Source organism: Gelidibacter pelagius, from assembly GCF_017581925.1.
In the GTDB taxonomy this organism is placed as follows: domain Bacteria; phylum Bacteroidota; class Bacteroidia; order Flavobacteriales; family Flavobacteriaceae; genus Gelidibacter; species Gelidibacter pelagius.
Genome location: NZ_JAGEVG010000026.1, coordinates 1 through 20,679, shown reverse-complemented (window position 1 = coordinate 20,679; position 20,679 = coordinate 1). Strand labels below are relative to the sequence as shown.

The following is a 20,679-nucleotide window of genomic DNA, read 5'->3' as shown; positions in this document are numbered from 1 at the left end:
GATCATTCATCGTTATTTTAGAACATTAAATCTTATTAAAAGAATAGTTTCTCAACTTCGGTGATCGCCTTTGGCAGACAGCAAACCACCACTCTATCTCCGCCCTGTACTCTAAAATCTCCCAACGGGATAATCCCTTTGCCATGTCTTATGACGCCGCCAATAATGGCTGAACGGGGAAATTCTATATCTTTTATAATTTTCTCTGTGACCTTAGATCGGTTTTTAACTACAAACTCTAATAATTCAGCATTCATATTATTGAGTTTGGTCATTGCCACCACCTCACCTTTACGGATATATCTGAAAATATTATTGGCAGCTAAGAGCTTTTTATTAATTAAAGTATCAATTCCAATAGATTCAGAAATCTGATAATAATCCATATTTTCTACTAAAGCAATGGTTTTTTTAACGCCTTTTGATTTGGCCACCAAACAGGACATGATGTTGGTTTCCGAATTCCCCGTGACTGCAATAAAAGCATCCATATTACCAATGTTTTCCTCCTCCAAAAGGTCCGCGTTCCGCCCATCACCATTTATGATTAACACCTTAGGCATATCGTCAGCCAATTCAAAAGCAACATCCTTATCACTTTCAACCAACTTGACGTTGAAGTTGGCCATACATAAATCTTTGGCCGTTTTATGACCAATCTTACTACCGCCAAGAATCATCACATTCTTAACATCCAACCGCATTTTTCCTGAAAGCTTGAACAATTCCTCGCTCCCTCCTTTTGAGGTTACAAAAATCACCTTATCACCTTCCTTAAACTCAGTATCTCCACGAGGAATAATCGTGTATTGCGTTCCAAAACGTTGAATGGCGATAGGTACAAAATGAAGCTGAGGAAATACCTCTGCTGCTTGCTGAACCGTTTTCCCCACAAAGGCTGCAGTTTTGGACAATCTTAAGCTCAACATGGTCAAAGCCCCTTGCTCAAATTCATAGCCGTCATCAAAACCATATTGATTTAAAAGCAGTTCTATCTCCGCGGCAGCTAAAGACTCCGGCGAAATTAGCTCGTCAATCCCAAATTTTGAAAAACCAACCTCATCTTTCTGATCAATAAATTCTGTATTAGAAATTCTTGCAATGGTTCGTCTGGCTCCAAGTTGTTTCGCCAGCACACATGCGGTAATATTGGTAGTTTCTGAAGAAGTTACTGCGATAAACAAGTCTGAGTTTTCAACTCGGGCATCTTTTAAGACGGCAATGGAAGTGGCGTCACCTTTAATCACTCGAATATCCAAATGGTCAATGGCATAGACCAAACTTTCCTTTTTTGTGTCGATTAAAGTGATTTCTTGGGATTCATAGGATAATAATTTTGCCAAATGAAATCCGACTTCACCAGCACCTGAAATGATTATTTTCATTTAATACATCTGTTCAAAAAGAGCTACAAATATAAGATATTTAAAAGTTTCCTATTTAATTTAGAAAGTATATAATGGTATTCGATGAATTAAAAAATCAAGAATCTCGGGGCAGGCCCTCGAGAGATATAAGATTTTATCTTTTCAATCGAGACATGTCTTGGCTATTAAAACCCACGGGTGGGAATAATCTATTTAGCACCACCTTACATCATTCAGAATCATTAACATTTTTCAGCTTTTCAACTCATATTGACAAATTGGCAATGAAAAAATATGTAGTTTTGCCAAAAATATTGCAATGTCAGAAAAAGTAAAACCATACAAGGATAGTCAAGAGAACAAGAAGGAACAAGTGACCAAAATGTTCGATACTATCTCAAAGGAATATGATGGCCTAAACCGCGTGATTTCCTTTGGGATCGATATAAAATGGCGTAAAAAAGTAGTGGACATCATTGCAAAAACCCACCCCAAACGCATTCTTGATATTGCCACTGGAACTGGTGACTTAGCCATAAACCTCGCACAAACTGATGCACAAGAAATTATCGGGTTGGACATAAGCGATGGCATGCTTGAAGTAGGCCGGAAAAAAATTGCAGAGAAAAAACTGAACGACAAGATAAAGATGACGCTTGGCGATTCTGAAAACCTCCCTTTTGACGACAACAGTTTTGATGCGATTACCGTCGCTTTCGGCGTTCGGAACTTTGAGGATTTAGAGAAAGGCCTTTCCGAGATTTTTCGTGTCTTAAAACCCAACGGAACTTTTGTGATTTTGGAAACATCTGTCCCAATCAAAACACCGTTTAAGCAAGGTTACAAATTCTATTCAAAGTATATTTTACCAACCATTGGAAAGGTGTTTTCAAAAGATCGAGTAGCCTATTCTTATTTAAGCGAATCGGCATCTGTTTTTCCTTATGGTGAAGCCTTAAACAATATTTTAAGACAAATTGGGTTTAACAATGTTAAGGATTTGCCTCAAACCTTTGGCGTGGCTACCATTTATACGGCAACCAAGTAATAATCCCAAATTAATTGACCTAGAACCTCAATACAATGAAAAGAACTGGTATCATCATTCTACTTTTACTGATCTGCAATTCTGCATCAGCACAATTATTCACTAAAGAAAGAGTTAAAAATCAAGAGAATTTTGATAAGGACCTTTTGACCTGGGGCTATTTTTTAGGTTTTAACAGTTATGATTTTAAGTTTGAATACGAAGAGGATTTAAAAGATGTCATGGTGCAAACAACTCTCGGATTTAACGTTGGACTAATTGGGGATTTACGCATCAACGACTATTTCAATTTACGTCTTGAACCGGGTTTATACATTTCCAAAAGAAACCTACAATATGATTTTGCCACCACTAATCCCTCTGATTTATTTCGAGAAGTGAATTCCACCTATATCCATTTTCCATTATTATTAAAAGCAAGCACTAAACGCATCAATAATTTTAAACCTTTTATTGTAGGAGGTCTTTCAACCGCCTTAAATTTGTCCAGCAACCAAGATGGTGATGACAACAGCGCAGGAAAGTTCCGAACCAAAAAAAGCATGCTCTTTTATGAAGTTGGTTTTGGGATCGACTTTTACTTGGAGTGGTTTAAGTTTACGCCGTCCATAAGAGGTGTTTTTGCCATTAATGATGAATTGGTTAGAGATCGAGAACCGAATAGTCCATGGACAGATAATATTGCATCCATGAAAACACGTGGCGTTTTTATAAATTTCACGTTTCAGTAGATTCCGGTTTCGAGTTTCCCGCCTTCGCTTTGCAACGGACGGGCAGGCTGGTTTCGAGTTTCTTGTTTCGAGTTTCCCCGCAGATTTCGCAGATTTCGCAGATTTTCGCAGAATTATGAATTATATTAATCTTCTTCAAGCAACTTCACATCTACTTCGCAACCCTTTGGGTAATAGCTTTTATCTTAAAACGCCACTGGCCCACCTGCTCTCTGCGCCTCCTATGCCTCTGCGAGAAACAATTACTCAGAGTTGCGCAGAGCTAACACGGAGATCCACGGAGAATTATTGATAAAACTCTTTTTATAATCACCTTTGCGAAACTGTGTGCCTCCCTTTGTGTTACCTTTGTTTAATAGCTTTTATTTAGGTCACCAACTGACTCGACCAGACTTCTGATTTATGGTTTCCCACAGATTTCGCGAATTTTGCAGAATAATAATTGATATAGATTAATGGATTTCCTTAATTCTCACCACTCACGTCTCACCACTCACCTCTCACCACTCACCACTCACCACTCACGCCTCACCAACGCCTCACCACTCACCTCTCACCTCTCACGCCTCACCAACTCACGTCTCACCACTCACCTCTCACCACTCTGTACTCACCTAACACCTAATACCTAATACCTAATACCTAATACCTAATGCCTAATACCTAATACCTACGCTACGTCCGCCTCTTAAACTCACTCAATAAAATAGCCGTAGCTGTTGCGACGTTCAAACTTTCCGTCTCTTGATGTTTACTAAAGTGCGGAATGCCAAGTCTATTCTCAATAAGAACTTCAATTTCTGAAGAAATTCCGTTAGCCTCATTGCCCATAATCAATACACCTTGTTTTGGCAATGCAGTTTCATAAATGTTGTTGCCGTCCATAAAAGCTCCAAACTTTTGAACCTTTGATGTTTTTAAAAACGCTTCCAAGTTCAGGTAACTGACATTGACCCGTGTCAAAGATCCCATGGTAGCTTGAACTACCTTTGGGTTGTAGCAATCTACCGTGGTCTCGCTACATACCAAATGCTCGATTCCAAACCAGTCGCACAGTCTGATTATAGTCCCCAAATTTCCTGGATCACGTACGGCATCCAAGGCGAGAACCAATTTATCCGTAGCTACTTTTTCTGCATTCGGAATTTCAAAAACAGCTACAACTTGTTGGGGCGTCGTCAAAGCACTAATTTTTTTGAGTTCAGCTTCAGTTATCCGACTAAATTTTTCGGGAGCACCATCATAATCGTCACTAAGGCCGTAGATATGGTGGAGCTTAAACTGGGACTTTAAAAACTCATCCACAGTTTTTTTTCCTTCGACGATAAATAGCCGATGTTTTAATCGCTGTTTCTTTTGTCCTAAACTTGTAATTAATTTTATTTCATTCTTTGTCAACATCAAAATCTATTTACTTTTGTTACGTTACGGATTCCTATCAACGATTTTTGTAATGTTTGTTTTACCACCCATAAAAACAGTAAATTTGAGCCCATCAATACTTATGTCAATTTCCTCTTGAAAGTTAAGGTAGCAAAAATATCACTTATTATGGCAATATTCGTATTGCTAGCGTCTTGTAATGCCGTAAAACGTGTTAGCAAAGATGAACATTTGCTCATGGACAATACCGTTTATGTCAACGATAAAAAGAACAACACAGACGCCCTCAACAGTTTACTGTTTCAAAAACCAAATGGCAGGTTTCCATTATTCGGAATACCCATAAGACTTCATATTTATAATCTGGCAAGACCAAATATAGATTCTATCCTAAACGCCAAATATAGAAATCCTGAAGACCCGAAAACCGGTCTCAAAAATTTCATTTCCCTAAAACAATATGAAGCACTCATTAACTCAAGAAAAAACTTTAATACTTGGCTAAAAAAGACAGGGGAACCGCCTGTCACTATCAATACGTTAAAGACTCAAAAATCAGCAACCAATCTTAAAACTTACTATTATAAAAACGGTTGGTTTAACGCTGATGCGTCCTACAAAATTGACACAATAGACACACAACGGGCAAAAATGAGCTATTATATAACCACTGGGAGCCCTTATTTCATGGATTCCATTAGGACCAGAATAGCGTCTCCGGTTATAGACACGCTTTACAAATCCTTAAAAAGGAACTCCTTGCTCGTCAAAGGAGAGCAATTCAAGGAAGCCAATCTAACCAATGAGCGAGAGCGTTTAACAACAGAATTGCGAAATTCAGGGCTATATCATTTCGCTCAAGATTATATTACTTTTGAAATTGATACCATTGGCACCAACAAAAAAGTAAATACCGATCTTATTATCCAAAATCGGATGATCAGATATGACGATTCCACTCAGGTAAGACCATTTAAGATCTACACCATCAAGGATGTCAATATCTTTACGGATGACGCCTATCAAAACATAAACCTTACGCCTACAGACACCATAAATTATAAAGGTTTTAATATTTATAGCTACGGAAAATCCAAATACAGGGCAAAAGCCTTAACCGATGCTATTTTCATTACGAAAGGGGATATCTTCAAAGATATCAATCGCACCCGGACCTATCGTTATTTAAGTGAATTACAGACTTTTAAATATCCAAATATTGAATATGTGGAAAACGAACAAGACAGCACGTTAACCACTAATATCTATTTAATTCCCAAGAAGAAATTCGGACTGAATTTCAATACTGAAGTCTCACAAAGCAACATTCAAACCATTGGGCTTGGATTTAGTGGTGGACTACTGATCAGGAATGTTTTTAGGGGCGCCGAAACATTGGAGGTCTCGGGACTTGCGGCTATTGGCTCTTCAAGAGAGTCCGGAAGAAAGAATGATGTATTTTTTGATATTACTGAAGTGGGCTCTACGGTCAAACTTACCATTCCACGTTTGTTTTTCCCATTAAACACTGACAAGGTGATTCCAAAATACATGTCGCCAAGTACCAGGATTAGTGCTGCCGCCACAAGCCAGCGCAATATTGGTTTGGACAAGCAAACCTTTACGGGAAACTTAAGCTACAATTGGTACCCAAATAATAAAGTGACCAATACACTTGATCTCTTTAACGCACAATACGTAAAAAACCTTAATTCGGATAATTATTTTGGGGTGTATCAAAATTCATATAAAAGTCTGAATTCTATTGCTAAAGACCACAATACAAATCAAGATTTCTTTGACGAAAACGGAAACCTCATAATTCCAAGTGGTGCCGATGCTTTTATTGACGATGCCCTAAATCCCGGTTCTGGTTTAAACCTTTCTAAAAACGAACTTTCTACCGTTAGAAACATCTCCCAACGTCAAGATCGACTCACAGAGAACAACCTCATCATTTCTTCAAGTTTCAACTATGTCAAAACAAGAAGGGAAAATATTTTTGATAATGATTTCTCAACGATACGATTTAGAGTGGAATTCGCCGGAAATATTCTCGCCAGTATTTCAAAATTAGCTGGGGTAGAAAAAAATGCGAATGGTCGTTATGATATTTTCGGGGTCGCTTATTCACAATATTCCAAAGCAGAAGTTGATTATGTTAAATATTGGGATTTAGGAAAAAAGAGTGTTTTCGCGGTTCGAAGCTATGTCGGGATTGCCGTGCCTTACGGTAATTCAGACAACATCCCATTTTCAAAAAGTTTCTTTGGTGGCGGACCTAATGACAATCGTGCTTGGACGGCGTACAATCTCGGCCCAGGACGGACCAAATCAACCAATGAGTTCAATGAAGCCAACTTTAAGCTCCATTTTAGCGCAGAACAACGCTTTAACCTTTTCGGATCGGTTTACGGTGCCTTTTTTGTGGATGCTGGAAATATTTGGAACGTGTTTGATGATGTTACAGATCCCGAACAAACCTTTGACAACTTCAGCTCTCTAAAGGATATAGCGGTGGGTTCAGGGTTTGGTTTGCGATATGATTTTAGCTTTTTTGTTCTTCGTTTAGATGTCGGCTTTAAAACCTATGATCCCTCCTACAACTTAGGAAATCGATGGTTTAAGGATTATAACTTTGGAAATGCCGTTTACAATATTGGTATTAACTACCCTTTTTAGGGCTAAGTTTAGGTATTCTTTTTAAGAATCACTCTTTATACTGAAAGGCTAATCTCGTTTCTCGGTGATATTTGTAATAAGCCACCACACTACAAGGTTATCGTTGGAAGCACATTCTCTGTTCACAAAAAACAATATGGCCAAATCCTTAATTTTACTTTAATTTCATTATTTTTGAAACTAATTATAACAATAAAATCATTATGAGTCACAACATAAAACCAGGTGTTGCTACCGGCAAAGAGGTGCAAGCTATTTTTAAACTCGCAAAAGAAAAAAACTTCGCATTACCAGCAGTCAATGTTATTGGATCTAATACCATCAATGGGGTATTGGAAACTGCAGCTGCACTAAACGCACCAGTAATCATCCAGTTTTCTAATGGTGGTGCTGTTTTTAATGCAGGGAAAGGATTGAGTAATGATGGACAGAAAGCAGCTATTGCAGGTGCCATTGCTGGTGCAAAACACGTACATCTAATGGCTGAAGCTTACGGTGTACCGGTAATTTTACATACAGATCATGCTGCAAAAAAGCTTTTGCCTTGGATCGACGGACTTTTAGATGCTAGTGAACAGCATTTCAAAGAAACTGGAAAGCCATTGTACAGCTCTCACATGATTGATCTTTCTGAAGAGCCTCTTGAAGAAAATATCGAAATCTGTAAGACTTACTTAGAGCGCATGAGCAAAATGGGAATGACCTTAGAAATTGAGTTGGGCATTACCGGTGGTGAGGAAGATGGTGTTGACAACACTGATGTTGATGTTTCTAAATTGTATACACAGCCTGATGAAGTAGCGTATGCCTATGAGGAATTGAGCAAGGTGAGCGATCAATTTACAATCGCCGCAGCTTTCGGAAACGTGCACGGGGTTTACAAGCCTGGAAACGTAAAATTAACGCCAAAAATCCTTAAGAACTCTCAAGAATTTTTATCCAAAAAACATAATTTACCACACAACCATATCGATTTTGTATTCCATGGCGGATCGGGATCAAGCGTTGAAGAAATAAGAGAAGCTATTGGTTATGGCGTGATAAAAATGAATATTGACACCGATATGCAATATGCTTTTATGGGTGGTATTCGTGATTATTTCAAAGAGAAAGAGGCTTATTTACAATCTCAGATTGGAAGTCCTGACGGAGCGGATTCCCCTAACAAAAAGTACTATGATCCACGTGTGTGGCTGAGAAAAGGTGAGGAAACCTTTGTTGAACGATTGAAAAAGGCGTTTGAAGATTTAAATAATGTAAATACTTTATAACTTTGCGGACGGTTGTTGGGCTATTTTATCCGATAACTCGAAATAATTATAAGATAATTTTAATCATAAGATTCCTTCCCGATAGCTATCGCAGGAATATGGTTGCGGAGGATGTGGTTGGGATGTATTTCTCATAATCATTCGAAATAAATAAAAGATAATTTTTAATCACAAGATTCCTGCCTTCGCAGGAATATAAATCTAAAATCAATATGTCTTGGTTTAAAAGAAAAACAAAAGGTATCACCACTACTACAGAGGAGAAGAAAGACACGCCAAAAGGTTTGTGGTATAAATCTCCAACGGGTAAAATTATTGATACAGATGAACTTGAGAAGAACTTTTTTGTCAGCCCCGAAGACGGATACCACGTAAGAATTGGCAGCAAGGAGTATTTTCAGATTCTATTTGATGATAACAAATTCAAGGAATTGGATGCGAATTTGTCCTCAAAAGACCCCTTAAAATTTGTGGATACCAAAACCTATCCCGATCGTTTGAAGGCTGCCGAAGAAAAAACCAAACTTAAAGATGCCGTACGCTGTGCCGTAGGAAAATCAAAAGGCAAGAACATTGTTGTGGCCTGTATGGACTTTGCTTTTATTGGTGGCTCCATGGGTAGCGTTGTAGGCGAAAAGATTGCACGGGCAGGAGAATATGCCTTAAAGAAAAAACTGCCGTTCGTAATCATTTCTAAATCAGGAGGCGCACGGATGCAGGAAGCTGCATTATCGTTGATGCAATTGGCAAAAACTGCTGCCAAATTAGCGCAGTTGGCCGATGCAGGCATTCCTTATATTTCTCTAAGCACAGATCCAACAACCGGAGGCACAACCGCCTCTTTTGCCATGTTGGGCGATATCAACATTAGTGAACCTGGCGCATTAATTGGGTTTGCAGGACCACGCGTCGTTAGAGATACCACAGGACAGGAATTACCTGAAAATTTCCAAACTGCCGAGTTTTTATTGGAGCACGGATTCTTGGATTTTATTACAGAACGCAAGGATTTAAAGAATAAGATCAATCTTTATATCGATTTGATTACCAATCAACCGTTAAGAGTATAATCAAAAATAAACTTGCCACGAATTCATGATATTTTATTAAATATCTGTGCATTCGTGGCATTTTACATTAAGATAAGAAGCTAATCAAGAACCTCGGGGCACGGGCGGGCAAGCCAACGAAGTATTAAAAAAACTTACTGGTAGGAATTAAGCTTTCTGAAAATACACCTTAAAGGTGGAGCCAACATCAACTTCGCTTTCAACCTCTATTCGTCCTCCCATACTTTCAACATGGTTTTTAGTGATGAATAATCCCACACCTTTTGAATCTTTTAATTGGTGGAAAGTTTTTCTAAATTGAAACAAATCTTTCTCATGCGCCGCCAAATCAATGCCCAAACCATTGTCTTTAATTTCCAACACAACAAAATCACCTTCAATTACTGATCGTAACCGCACATAGGAGTCTCGATCTTTTGAACTGTATTTGATGGCATTGGTCAGGAAGTTGAGAATAATACTGTCTAAATAAACAGAAACTCCCATCACATTGATATCATCAACCTCATTGATGATCTTGCATTGTTCGTTTTTAGCTATGGCATTCATATTATAGATAGCATTCTCTACAAAAGCACTTAATTTTTTTGGAGTCAGATTTCCATGTTGATAAAAATCATCCCTCCTAACCTCATTAAGATTGGAAATAGTGACTTCCAGCTGGGACAATGACTCTTTGAGCATCTTAAAATTCTCGTCATCTTTGATCCCTTCAGTCTCTTCTTCCATAAAATCTATGATCATGCCTAGATTACCAATGTGGCTTCTGATATCATGAGTTGCAATATGTGCGAAATTCACCAACTTGTCATTTTGATTCTTTGCAATTTCTTTAATAGAATTCATTTCCCAAATCATCTCCTTTTGCTTGGTGATGTCCACCACTTGAGAGATGAAATAAAGTGGACTTCCATCGAGGTGGCGTTCCATGGAAACCGATAACAAGGTCCACACAACATTTCCATTTTTATGAAAATAGCGTTTTTCAATTTGATAACTTTCTATGTCTCCATTCAACAATTTGTTGAGCTGCTCAATATCCTCATCTAAATCATCTTTGTGGGTGATATCAGAAAATTTCATCGCAGAAAACTCGGTCTCGGAAAACCCTAAAAGCTCAGTCATACTATGATTGACCAAAACCCATCTGTAATCTAAACCTACAATGGCAATTCCGTTTGGAGCATTTTCGAATATATTTTCAAAAAGCTTATCTTTTATATTTACTAAATGTGTTGGCATCCTATTAATTAAATGATTGACTGAACTAATAATGAATATCAAAAATAACTGTTAACAGTTCAAAAAGCTGACCTATTAACAAATATTTATACCCTAATCACAACGAAACATCAATCAATAATCTCGGGGCTCGTCCGACCAATACGGGCAGGCGGGCCCACGAGGTATGAATAAAAAATCATCTTATTTACCGAGACAAGACTCGGCATTAAAACCCAGTGGTGGAAATTAAAGAAATTTTCATCTGCGGCATTATTCATGTTATATTAATCACTATCTTTGCACCGTGATTCGAAAATCGAGTCTCGTACATAACAATCATTTACAATAATATTAGCATGTATTTAGATCAAAAAGAAAAAGAAGCCATCTTTACAAAACACGGTAAAGGTGCAAAAGACACAGGTTCTGCAGAAGGGCAAATTGCTTTGTTTACTTACAGAATCAATCATTTGACAGGACACTTAAAACAAAATCGTAAAGATTTTAACACAGAGCGTTCTTTGGTAAAATTAGTTGGTAAGCGTCGAGCACTGCTCGATTACCTAACCAAAAAAGATGTCTTAAGATATCGTGCCATCGTAAAAGAATTAGGATTAAGAAAATAATCACTATAAAGACCACGCCTTTCAGCGTGGTTTTTTGTTAAATCAATATTACCTACAAGGTCTGAACGACCTTGTAATATTAAAAAGCCTTTTAGGCTCAAATTAAAAGAAGCGAAATCCCAAATCATCCCGATAGCTCGGGACGGGATAAAAAGTTTTTCATTGGTCAACACACAACACTACACAACAACACAACTGTCCGTCCAGTAAGGCGGAGACCATTGTTTAATTAGAATTAAAAAATTTATGATTCCAAAAGTTTTTAAAGAGGTCATTGACCTTGGTGATGGACGTACAATCTCCATCGAAACCGGAAAATTGGCTAAACAAGCTCATGGTTCGGTTGTTGTGCAATCAGGAAAATGTATGTTATTATGTACGGTTGTTTCCAATTACAAACAAAGTGATGTTGACTTTTTACCGTTAACAGTAGACTATAGAGAGAAATTTGCTGCTGCAGGACGTTATCCTGGTGGTTTCTTCAAAAGAGAAGCAAGACCAAGTGACGGCGAAGTATTGACCATGCGTTTGGTGGATCGTGTATTGCGTCCATTATTCCCAAGTGATTACCACGCTGAAACTCAAGTGATGATTCAATTGATGTCTCATGACGAAGACGTGATGCCTGATGCTATGGCTGGATTAGCCGCATCTGCTGCTATCCAATTATCTGATTTCCCTTTTGAATGTGCCATCTCTGAAGCCAGAGTCGGTCGTATCAATGGTGAGTTTATCATCAATCCTACACGCGCGCAATTAGAAGAATCTGACATCGATATGATGATTGGTGCTTCAGCGGATTCAGTGATGATGGTGGAAGGTGAAATGGATGAAATTTCTGAAGAGGAAATGGCAGAAGCCATTAAATTTGCCCACGAAGCGATTAAAGTTCAATGTGCTGCTCAGGTAAGATTGGCCGAGGCCGTTGGAAAGAAAGCGGTTCGTGAATATGAGCCAGAAAGAACTGATGAAGATTTAGCGAAGAAAATTCACGATATGGCATACGACAAAGTGTATGCAATAGCAAAAGCTGGATCGGCTAAACATGAAAGAAGTGCTGCATTTGATGCCATTAAAGAAGACATAAAAGCTAGTTTTTCTGAAGAAGAATTAGAAGATTATGGCGGCATGGTATCTACTTATTATTATAAAGCAGAAAAGGATGCTATCCGTGACCTCACCTTAAATGAAGGTTTGCGTTTGGATGGAAGAAAAACAGATGAGATCAGACCAATTTGGTGTGAAATCGATTATCTACCATCTACACACGGTTCTGCACTTTTTACGCGTGGGGAAACTCAAGCGTTGGCAACGGTTACTTTGGGAACTTCAAGAGAAGCCAACCAAATTGACATGCCATCTTTTGAAGGTGAAGAGCGTTTCTATTTACATTATAACTTCCCTCCTTTTTCAACTGGTGAAGCACGTCCAATCCGTGGAACGTCTCGTCGTGAAGTAGGACACGGAAACTTGGCACAACGTGCCTTAAAAGGAATGGTACCTGATGAGTGTCCATACACAGTACGTGTTGTTTCAGAAGTATTGGAATCTAACGGTTCGTCTTCTATGGCAACGGTTTGTGCTGGTACTATGGCTTTGATGGATGCTGGGGTTCAGTTAAAGAAACCTGTATCTGGAATTGCTATGGGCTTGATTTCTGATTCAGATTCTGGAAAATATGCTGTATTGTCTGATATTCTTGGTGATGAAGATCACTTAGGTGATATGGACTTTAAAGTGACTGGTACTGCTGATGGTATTACTGCTTGTCAAATGGACATCAAGGTTAAAGGTTTATCTTACGAAATTTTAGTGAATGCCTTAAAGCAAGCACGAGATGGTCGTTTGCACATCCTTGACAAATTGGTAGAAACTATTGCTGAACCAAATGCTGATGTTAAAGCTCATGCTCCAAAAATGGTTACCCGTGTGATTCCTAACGAATTCATTGGTGCGTTGATTGGACCTGGTGGAAAAGTCATTCAAGAGTTGCAAAAAGAGACCAAGACTACGATTGTTATCAACGAAGATCCTGTTACTGAAGAAGGTATTGTGGAGATTTTAGGTACCAACCAAGAAGGGATTGATGCGGTATTGGCAAAAATCGATTCGATATTGTTCAAACCAAGCGTTGGTGGCTCTTACTTGGTAAAAGTCATTAAGATGCTTGATTTTGGTGCGGTTGTAGAATATGAAGATGCTCCAGGAAACGAAGTGTTATTGCACGTTAGTGAATTGGCTTGGGAACGTACAGAAAATGTTTCGGACGTCGTTAATATGGGTGATGTTTTTGAAGTGAAATACTTCGGAGTCGATCCTAAGACGCGTAAGGAAAAAGTATCTCGTAAGGCATTGTTGGATAAACCAGAAGGTTATGTAGCAAGACCACCAAGAGATAATAATAGAGATAATAGAAGCGGAGGACGCGATAATCGTGGATCTCGCGACAATAGAGGTCGTGATGATCGTCGTGATGACCGTAAACCAAGAGAAAATAAAAAAGAGGATTAATTTCTGATTTATATTCTTGATACACCAAACCTCACAGGTTTTCAAAACCTGTGAGGTTTTTTTATGCCCTAATTTTAGTTAAAACCCGACAAACTTGCAAAATCCCGACAACCTGTCACCCTCCCAAATTTTAACAATTGAGAATATGACAAGCTTCAACCTCTCTAATTCAGAAAAACGTGACGCTCGCCATTGAAAATTATGAAATTGATGAATCTCCCAAATTGATCAAATAAAACCGGTCTTCCGTACAATCCTTGCAGTTATAGTTGAAATTAATATTGATAATCAATAACTTAAAGAATGAAAGTATTAGTCATTGGAGCAGGAAATATGGGATTGACCTATGCAGAAGGCATGGCCAACTCACCCTTGCTCAGTAAACATAAACTCCGGATTTTTGACACGGATCCAAAAAAGATCGAAACATTAAGACAACAACCTCAGTTTGATGTTTACGACACGCTTGACGATTGTCTGCCAAAATCAGACCTCGTATTTATAGCCGTGAAACCTTATCATAGTGAGGATTTATTTAAGATCATGAAACCTATGCTCAACGACGGTCAGATTTTTGTATCGTTAATGGCGGGTGTGACTATAGAAACCATCCAGCAACAATTGGACAAAAGTAAAGTGGTAAGAACCATGCCGAATCTTCCAGCTCAAGTTGGAAAAGGTGTCACCTCTTACACAGCATCAAAATCGGTTTCAAGGGTAGAATTACTCATGGTGAGAAATCTATTGGACACCACGGGAACATCTATACATGTCAGTACTGAGAATTTTATTGACGCCTCTACAGGAATTTCTGGAAGTGGACCGGCTTATGTGTTCTACTTTATGCAATCGATGTTGGACGCCGCCTTAAAAATGGGTTTCTCACAATATGATTCCAAGGTTCTGGTCAGCAACACCTTTGAAGGGGCTATTGAACTCTTTAATCAGAATGATATATCACCAAAATCATGGATTGAGAAAGTAGCTTCAAAAGGAGGTACAACGCAAGCAGCTATTGATTGCATGGACGATAATAATGTAAAACAACTCATTCAGGACGCGGCCTACGCAGCATTTGACAGAGCCGTTGAATTGGGAAAAAAATAATAATGAAAACAAAACGAATAGTAGTAAAAGTTGGTACCAACGTACTGACCAATAAAGATAATAGAATTTTAGGTCCCGTTTTAAGGGAATTGGTAAGACAAATATCTGTATTGAACGAAAGAGACATTGAGGTGATTTTAGTGTCTTCCGGATCGGCCATTGCCGGCAAGGAAATCCTTGGCGAGACAAGTATCCAAGACCCGTCCATCAGAAGACAAGTGTATTCTTCGGTAGGACAACCACGGATGATGCGCCATTATTATAGTCTGTTTCATGATTACGGGATGCGATGCGCACAGGTTTTGGCCACCAAACGTGATTTTGATCCTGGCAAACACCGTGAAAACATGATCAACTGCTATGAAGGTCTTCTGTCAGAAGGAATTACACCTATCGCTAATGAGGATGATGCTACATCACTGACGATGTCCATGTTCTCTGATAATGATGAACTGGCAAGTCTGGTAGCAGAATTATTGGATGTTGACCGATTGATCATTCTCTCGGACACCAATGGTTTATATACTGGTCATCCCGATGATGAAAATTCCAGACAATTGAAGGAAGTTTCAGTGAATCAAGCCGTAGAACAATATGTCATGGCTTCCGGAAAAAAAGAAGGCGAAGGTCGCGGCGGCATGGCTTCTAAATTAAAGATTGCCAAGGGCACAGCCGAAAAGGATATTCCAACATACATCGCGAACGGAAAACGGGAAAATGTGATTGTCGATATCATTGACAATAAAGAGGTGGGTACAAAATTTATTCATTAAATGCGGAAAGCTTGAAGCTTGAAGCGGGAAGCGGGAAGCGGGAAGTTTAAAATTCAAAAAAAAATTAAACACGCCTAAATTAAAAATTCCTTCCCTTTTTTCAAGGGAAGGTGGCTTCATCCCGCGGAGACGGGATGAAGACGGAAGGGTTACCCGCGGAAACGGGATGAAGACGGAAGGGTTACAAGTTTTAACCCCAGGAAGATTTCCAATTTTGGCAATCTTTTAAATAGCCAAGAAAATGGATTGGCAACAAACCTTAAACAGGTAATATTATTTAAATTAAACACAAATTATGAAACTATTAAAAACAGATATAAAAAATAAAGTGCTACAATCAATGATGACAATTATTGATAAAGAGCGAAACAACATTTTAAAAGCAAACCAAAAAGATTTGGATGCCTTTGGCAAAAGCGATCGAGCACTTTACGACCGATTGGTTGTCGATGATTCCAAAATTGACGGAATGATTACTGCCATATCAGAAGTAGAAGCTCAAGAAGATCCTGTAGGTCAGGTGATCTCAGATCTAACCTTAGATAGCGGATTGCAGATCACTAACAAGACCGCTCCTTTTGGCACCATCATGATCATTTATGAATCACGACCGGATGTGACTATTGAAGCTGCGGTATTAGCCTTTAAAGCGAACAATAAAATCCTTTTAAAAGGCGGGAAAGAGGCATTGAACAGTAATCTTATTCTCGAAAAATGCTGGCACCAAGCTTTAGAGGAAAATGGTCTTTCCAAAGATTGGATCAAGCTATTGCATCTTCAACGTGAAGAAACACAGGAGTTTTTAAAGAATCCTACAGAAAAGATTGACTTGATCGTCCCAAGAGGTGGCGAACGTTTGATTAAATTCGTAAAAGACCATGCCACTTGTGCTGTGTTGATCAGCGGCAGAGGGAATAACTTCCTATATGTTGCCAAAGATGCGGATTGGGAAAAAACTGTCAAAGTGATTGTCAATGCGAAAACTGATAAAATCTCAGGATGTAACGCTTTGGATAAAGTCTTAATTGACAAAAACATTCCAAATTACGAAACGAAGCTGAAAGATCTTCAAGCCATTTTACACAATTTGGACGTCGAACTGCTTGTTGATGACAAGGTTGGGGAAATTCTAACCGACGAAGCCAAAATCGAAAACGAGGACACTTGGTACGAAGAATTTTTGGCCATGAAGCTTCTAATTGCAGAAGCTGAGAATGAAGATATTGCTATTGAGATGATCAATACCTATTCTGGTGGACATTCATCTTCCATTCTAACCGAAGACCATCAACTGGCAAAGAAATTCATGGAGCAAGTAGATAGTGCGGCCGTTTACCATAACGCATCCACACGTTTTACGGACGGTGGACAAATGGGTGTTGGCGCAGAGCTGGCCATCAGCACCGATAAATTGCACCACAGAGGCCCATTGGGATTAAAGCAATTGGTCACCAATAAGTATTATGTGTTTGGTGATGGACATGTGAGGGTGTAGACGGTTTGAGGGATGAGGTATTAGGGATGAGGCATTAGGGATTAGTAACTGCCGACTGCCGACTGCTGACTGCCGACTGCCGACTGCTGACTGCTGACTGCTGACTGCCGACTGCCGACTGCCGACTGCCGACTGCCGACTAAAAAAGTTAAAGAGTCCTAAAAACTTGTATTTGTCAAAAATTAAACTATCTTATTGCCTATGGTTCATACAGATAAAGAAAAATATTCGGAAGTTTTAAGTACATCATTAGAGTACTTAGAGAACATTGGTTTTGAGAATATCAAAGCAGACGCAGAGGGTTACGAAACCCCAAAATCATATCTCAAAAGAGGTAGTGATATTAACATTACACCTGATATTGTAGCTGAAAAGGAAGGGAGAAAGCACTATTTTGAACTGAGTTTAAAATCGGATAAAACACGATTATTAAAATCAAAATGGTTGTTCTTAAACACTCTAAGTGCAATGAGTGCTTCCCGTTTTAAAATTATTACAACACGCGGACATTACAAGTTTACAAATGAGATGCTTGAAGACATCAATTTGACAGATAAAAAATTGATTAAACTTTAATCGAAAAATGGTTTTTGGCTTCTCAGCTAAAAACCATTTTTATTTTGTCCCAGCCAAAAGGGATACAAATTTGGCTGATATAGAGGTCCATCGCATCCTCACAACCGACTAAATCCAGCGGAAAATTCTTTAGATTAAAATATATTTCGACTTTCTTGTAACATTTTGAGTATCTTTTACGTATAACTACTTACGAAAGGATTATTCACTATTATTAATAAGAGAGGCACATTTAAATGAGACAACTCAAAATTACGAAGCAAGTTACCAATAGGGAAACGGCTTCGCTAGACAAGTATCTCCAAGAAATTGGAAAAGTTGACTTAATTACCGCAGACGAAGAAGTAGAGTTGGCACAACGTATCAAAGCTGGAGATCAACTGGCTTTAGAGAAATTGACCAAGGCCAATTTACGTTTTGTTGTTTCGGTAGCAAAACAATATCAAAATCAAGGCTTGACCTTACCAGATTTGATCAATGAAGGTAACTTAGGACTTATTAAAGCGGCACAACGTTTTGATGAAACGCGTGGGTTCAAATTCATTTCCTATGCTGTATGGTGGATTCGTCAATCCATTTTACAAGCCTTAGCTGAGCAATCCCGTATCGTACGATTGCCACTGAATAAAATTGGCTCCATCAACAAAATCAACAAGACTTTTGCTTTTTTAGAGCAAAGTCATGAGCGTCCACCAAGTGCAGAAGAGATTGCCAAAGAATTGGACATGACCATCAATGATGTGAAAGAGTCCATGAAAAACTCTGGCCGTCACGTATCCATGGATGCACCTTTGGTAGAAGGGGAAGATTCAAACCTTTATGACGTTTTACGCTCTGGGGAATCTCCAAATCCGGATAAGGATTTGTTGCACGAATCTTTGCGTACAGAAATCGAACGTGCGCTGGAAACATTGACGCCTCGTGAAGCCGATGTGATCCGTTTGTACTTTGGCCTGGGAGATCAACACCCTATGACCTTGGAAGAGATTGGTGAAACATTCGATTTAACACGTGAACGTGTCCGTCAGATTAAAGAGAAAGCAATTCGTAGGTTGAAACACACCTCGCGAAGCAAAATATTGAAAACTTATCTAGGATAGGTTTAAATTCCCATTATTAAAATTTCAATTGAAAAGAGCCAAATTGCAACTAAACGTTTTGGAATTTAGCGCTTAACAATTGTGGTTAAACAGCAACAAACGGCATATTCTCTTAAATGAGATACCTGCCTTCGCAGGTACTAAAGCTGTTCGTTTTTTGATTGATGAAAGAACCCTCGGCTGATTACCGGGGGTTTGTTTTTTGGGGCCCATCCCTAAATCCCTTCCCGAGGGGAAGGGACCAGCCCCATCTAATTATTATAATTTATTGAGAAACATTTTAGATCTGAGGTCTATTTAGCTTTCATGAACTTTCGTCAAATCATGCAGATTTTCGCTGATAAGAAATTGCTATCCTGTCCGTGGGCAGATTAATCGGAGGAGGATAATTGAAGTTGAAATCAAAATCGAAATTGAAGTTGCTTGCCCGTCCGTAGCTTTAGTGGAGGCGGGAAATTGCAGTTGAATCCAAAAACCTGCTTGCCGTCCGCTTGCCAGCTTGCCCCTCTGAAGTATTTCAAGGAGGCGGGAAACTGCAAACTGCCGACTGACGACTGCCAACTAAATACTGCCAACTGACAACTTATTTTCTCTATCTTTGCAAAAACTTTACAACAACATTCTATGTCTTCAAAACTTATCGCCCCTTCAATTTTAGCAGCAGATTTTGCCAACCTTCAACGAGATATCGAAATGGTCAATAATAGTGACGCCGATTGGTTTCATATTGACGTGATGGACGGTCACTTTGTACCCAATATATCGTACGGAATGCCTGTAATTTCAGCCATTAAGAAACATGCCACCAAACCGTTGGATGTGCATTTAATGATTGAAAAACCAGAGCGCTATATTGAAGAATTCGCGAAAGTTGGAGCAGATATCATAACGGTGCATTATGAATCAACAGTTCATTTGCATAGAACATTAAGACAAATCAAAGATGCAGGCTGTAAAGCGGGCGTGGTGCTTAATATAACGACCCCTCTTGTTGTTTTGGAAGATATCCTACCAGAATGCTATATGGTCTTGTTAATGTCCATTAACCCCGGATTTGGCGGTCAGAAATTTGAAGACGTCACTTACAAACGCATAAAAAACCTTCGCAAGATGATCGATGCGCAAGGCTTGGACACGCGGATTGAAATTGATGGTGGTGTCACGGACAAAAACATCCAGAAATTGGTTGAAGCAGGCGCAGATACTTTTGTGGCCGGAAGTCATGTCTTTGGAAGCGACAATCCAACAGCAACGATAAAAATCTTGCGGGAATTGGCCAATTCATAAAGTGGTTAATACTATCCTAGCAACGACCTATTATTTACAAATACCAATCAACAAACACCGGTCACTGAGCTTGTCATAGTGAACCCGTTGAATAGTCGAATCCCAATATAAGCGTCATTGCGAGTCATGAGGAACGAATGACGCGGCAATCTCATCAATTGGAAAAGGTTGTAAGTTTTTAAAGCACGAATCATGAAATATGAACAGACCGAATACTGAACACTATCTATGGCTCCGACCACTGAGCCTGTTGAAGTGAACCCATTGAATGACATAAAAACAGTCGAATCCCATTGTAAGTGTCATTGCAAGCCTGCCCGACGATAGGTGGTCATGAATAACGAATGACCCGGCAATCTCATCAATTGGAAAAGGTTGTAAGTTTTTAAAGCACGAATCATGAAATATGAACAGACTGAAAACAGAAC

16 protein-coding genes are annotated in these 20,679 nt (G+C 38.9%); 13 read left to right on the top strand and 3 right to left on the bottom strand.

Features of this window, described 5'->3' with window-relative positions:
* Nucleotides 1–35 precede the first annotated feature (35 nt).
* A complete protein-coding gene (trkA, locus tag J4051_RS17100; RefSeq protein ID WP_208235098.1) occupies nt 36–1,385 on the bottom strand; it encodes a Trk system potassium transporter TrkA in 1,350 nt (449 codons plus the stop codon).
* A 301-nt stretch (nt 1,386–1,686) separates the two neighbouring features.
* Between trkA and ubiE the strand changes: the two genes are divergently transcribed.
* Together ubiE and porT are read left to right on the top strand one after the other, a co-directional pair.
* The gene (gene ubiE / locus J4051_RS17095; RefSeq protein WP_208235097.1) at nt 1,687–2,415 is read left to right on the top strand and encodes a bifunctional demethylmenaquinone methyltransferase/2-methoxy-6-polyprenyl-1,4-benzoquinol methylase UbiE; all 729 of its coding nucleotides are present in this window, start codon (nt 1,687–1,689) and stop codon (nt 2,413–2,415) included.
* 35 nt (nt 2,416–2,450) lie between these two features.
* On the top strand, nt 2,451–3,146 hold the full coding sequence (porT, locus tag J4051_RS17090; RefSeq protein WP_208235096.1) for a type IX secretion/gliding motility protein PorT/SprT: 696 nt from the start codon (nt 2,451–2,453) through the stop codon (nt 3,144–3,146).
* Between the two features lie 675 nt (nt 3,147–3,821).
* On the opposite strand, the gene J4051_RS17085 is transcribed toward porT, so the two are convergent.
* Nucleotides 3,822–4,547: a TrmH family RNA methyltransferase gene (locus tag J4051_RS17085; protein ID WP_208235095.1), complete on the bottom strand. Its 726-nt coding sequence runs from the start codon at nt 4,545–4,547 to the stop codon at nt 3,822–3,824.
* A 150-nt stretch (nt 4,548–4,697) separates the two neighbouring features.
* Here J4051_RS17085 and tamL point away from each other — a divergent pair, with 150 nt between their 5' ends.
* The 3 genes from tamL to accD all read left to right on the top strand — a co-directional run bounded on the left by tamL (nt 4,698) and on the right by accD (nt 9,552).
* Entirely contained in the window at nt 4,698–7,211 is a 2,514-nt protein-coding gene (gene tamL / locus J4051_RS17080; RefSeq protein WP_236027572.1) for a translocation and assembly module lipoprotein TamL, read from the top strand.
* Between the two features lie 203 nt (nt 7,212–7,414).
* On the top strand, nt 7,415–8,482 hold the full coding sequence (gene fbaA, locus J4051_RS17075; protein ID WP_208235093.1) for a class II fructose-bisphosphate aldolase: 1,068 nt from the start codon (nt 7,415–7,417) through the stop codon (nt 8,480–8,482).
* Nucleotides 8,483–8,694: 212 nt separating this feature from the next.
* A complete protein-coding gene (gene accD / locus J4051_RS17070) occupies nt 8,695–9,552 on the top strand; it encodes an acetyl-CoA carboxylase, carboxyltransferase subunit beta (protein WP_208235092.1) in 858 nt (285 codons plus the stop codon).
* A 147-nt stretch (nt 9,553–9,699) separates the two neighbouring features.
* On the opposite strand, the gene J4051_RS17065 is transcribed toward accD, so the two are convergent.
* A complete protein-coding gene (locus J4051_RS17065; RefSeq protein WP_208235091.1) occupies nt 9,700–10,794 on the bottom strand; it encodes a sensor histidine kinase in 1,095 nt (364 codons plus the stop codon).
* 338 nt (nt 10,795–11,132) lie between these two features.
* Here J4051_RS17065 and rpsO point away from each other — a divergent pair, with 338 nt between their 5' ends.
* The 8 genes from rpsO to rpe all read left to right on the top strand — a co-directional run bounded on the left by rpsO (nt 11,133) and on the right by rpe (nt 20,251).
* Nucleotides 11,133–11,402, top strand: a complete 270-nt coding sequence (gene rpsO, locus J4051_RS17060) for a 30S ribosomal protein S15 (RefSeq protein WP_208235090.1) — start codon at nt 11,133–11,135, stop codon at nt 11,400–11,402.
* Between the two features lie 246 nt (nt 11,403–11,648).
* The gene (locus J4051_RS17055) at nt 11,649–13,913 is read left to right on the top strand and encodes a polyribonucleotide nucleotidyltransferase (protein WP_208235089.1); all 2,265 of its coding nucleotides are present in this window, start codon (nt 11,649–11,651) and stop codon (nt 13,911–13,913) included.
* A gap of 303 nt (nt 13,914–14,216) precedes the next feature.
* Nucleotides 14,217–15,020 carry a pyrroline-5-carboxylate reductase gene (gene proC, locus J4051_RS17050; protein WP_208235088.1) on the top strand — a complete coding sequence of 268 codons (804 nt, stop codon included), beginning with the start codon at nt 14,217–14,219 and terminating at the stop codon, nt 15,018–15,020.
* Nucleotides 15,021–15,022: 2 nt separating this feature from the next.
* A complete protein-coding gene (gene proB, locus J4051_RS17045; protein WP_208235087.1) occupies nt 15,023–15,793 on the top strand; it encodes a glutamate 5-kinase in 771 nt (256 codons plus the stop codon).
* A gap of 295 nt (nt 15,794–16,088) precedes the next feature.
* Nucleotides 16,089–17,288: a glutamate-5-semialdehyde dehydrogenase gene (locus tag J4051_RS17040; protein WP_208235086.1), complete on the top strand. Its 1,200-nt coding sequence runs from the start codon at nt 16,089–16,091 to the stop codon at nt 17,286–17,288.
* A 201-nt stretch (nt 17,289–17,489) separates the two neighbouring features.
* Nucleotides 17,490–17,864: a hypothetical protein gene (locus J4051_RS17035; protein WP_208235085.1), complete on the top strand. Its 375-nt coding sequence runs from the start codon at nt 17,490–17,492 to the stop codon at nt 17,862–17,864.
* A gap of 236 nt (nt 17,865–18,100) precedes the next feature.
* Entirely contained in the window at nt 18,101–18,964 is an 864-nt protein-coding gene (locus J4051_RS17030; RefSeq protein ID WP_066433750.1) for a sigma-70 family RNA polymerase sigma factor, read from the top strand.
* Nucleotides 18,965–19,588: 624 nt separating this feature from the next.
* Nucleotides 19,589–20,251 (top strand): ribulose-phosphate 3-epimerase, encoded by a 663-nt coding sequence (gene rpe, locus J4051_RS17025; RefSeq protein WP_208235084.1) that lies wholly within the window; start codon nt 19,589–19,591, stop codon nt 20,249–20,251.
* Nucleotides 20,252–20,679: the final 428 nt, after the last annotated feature.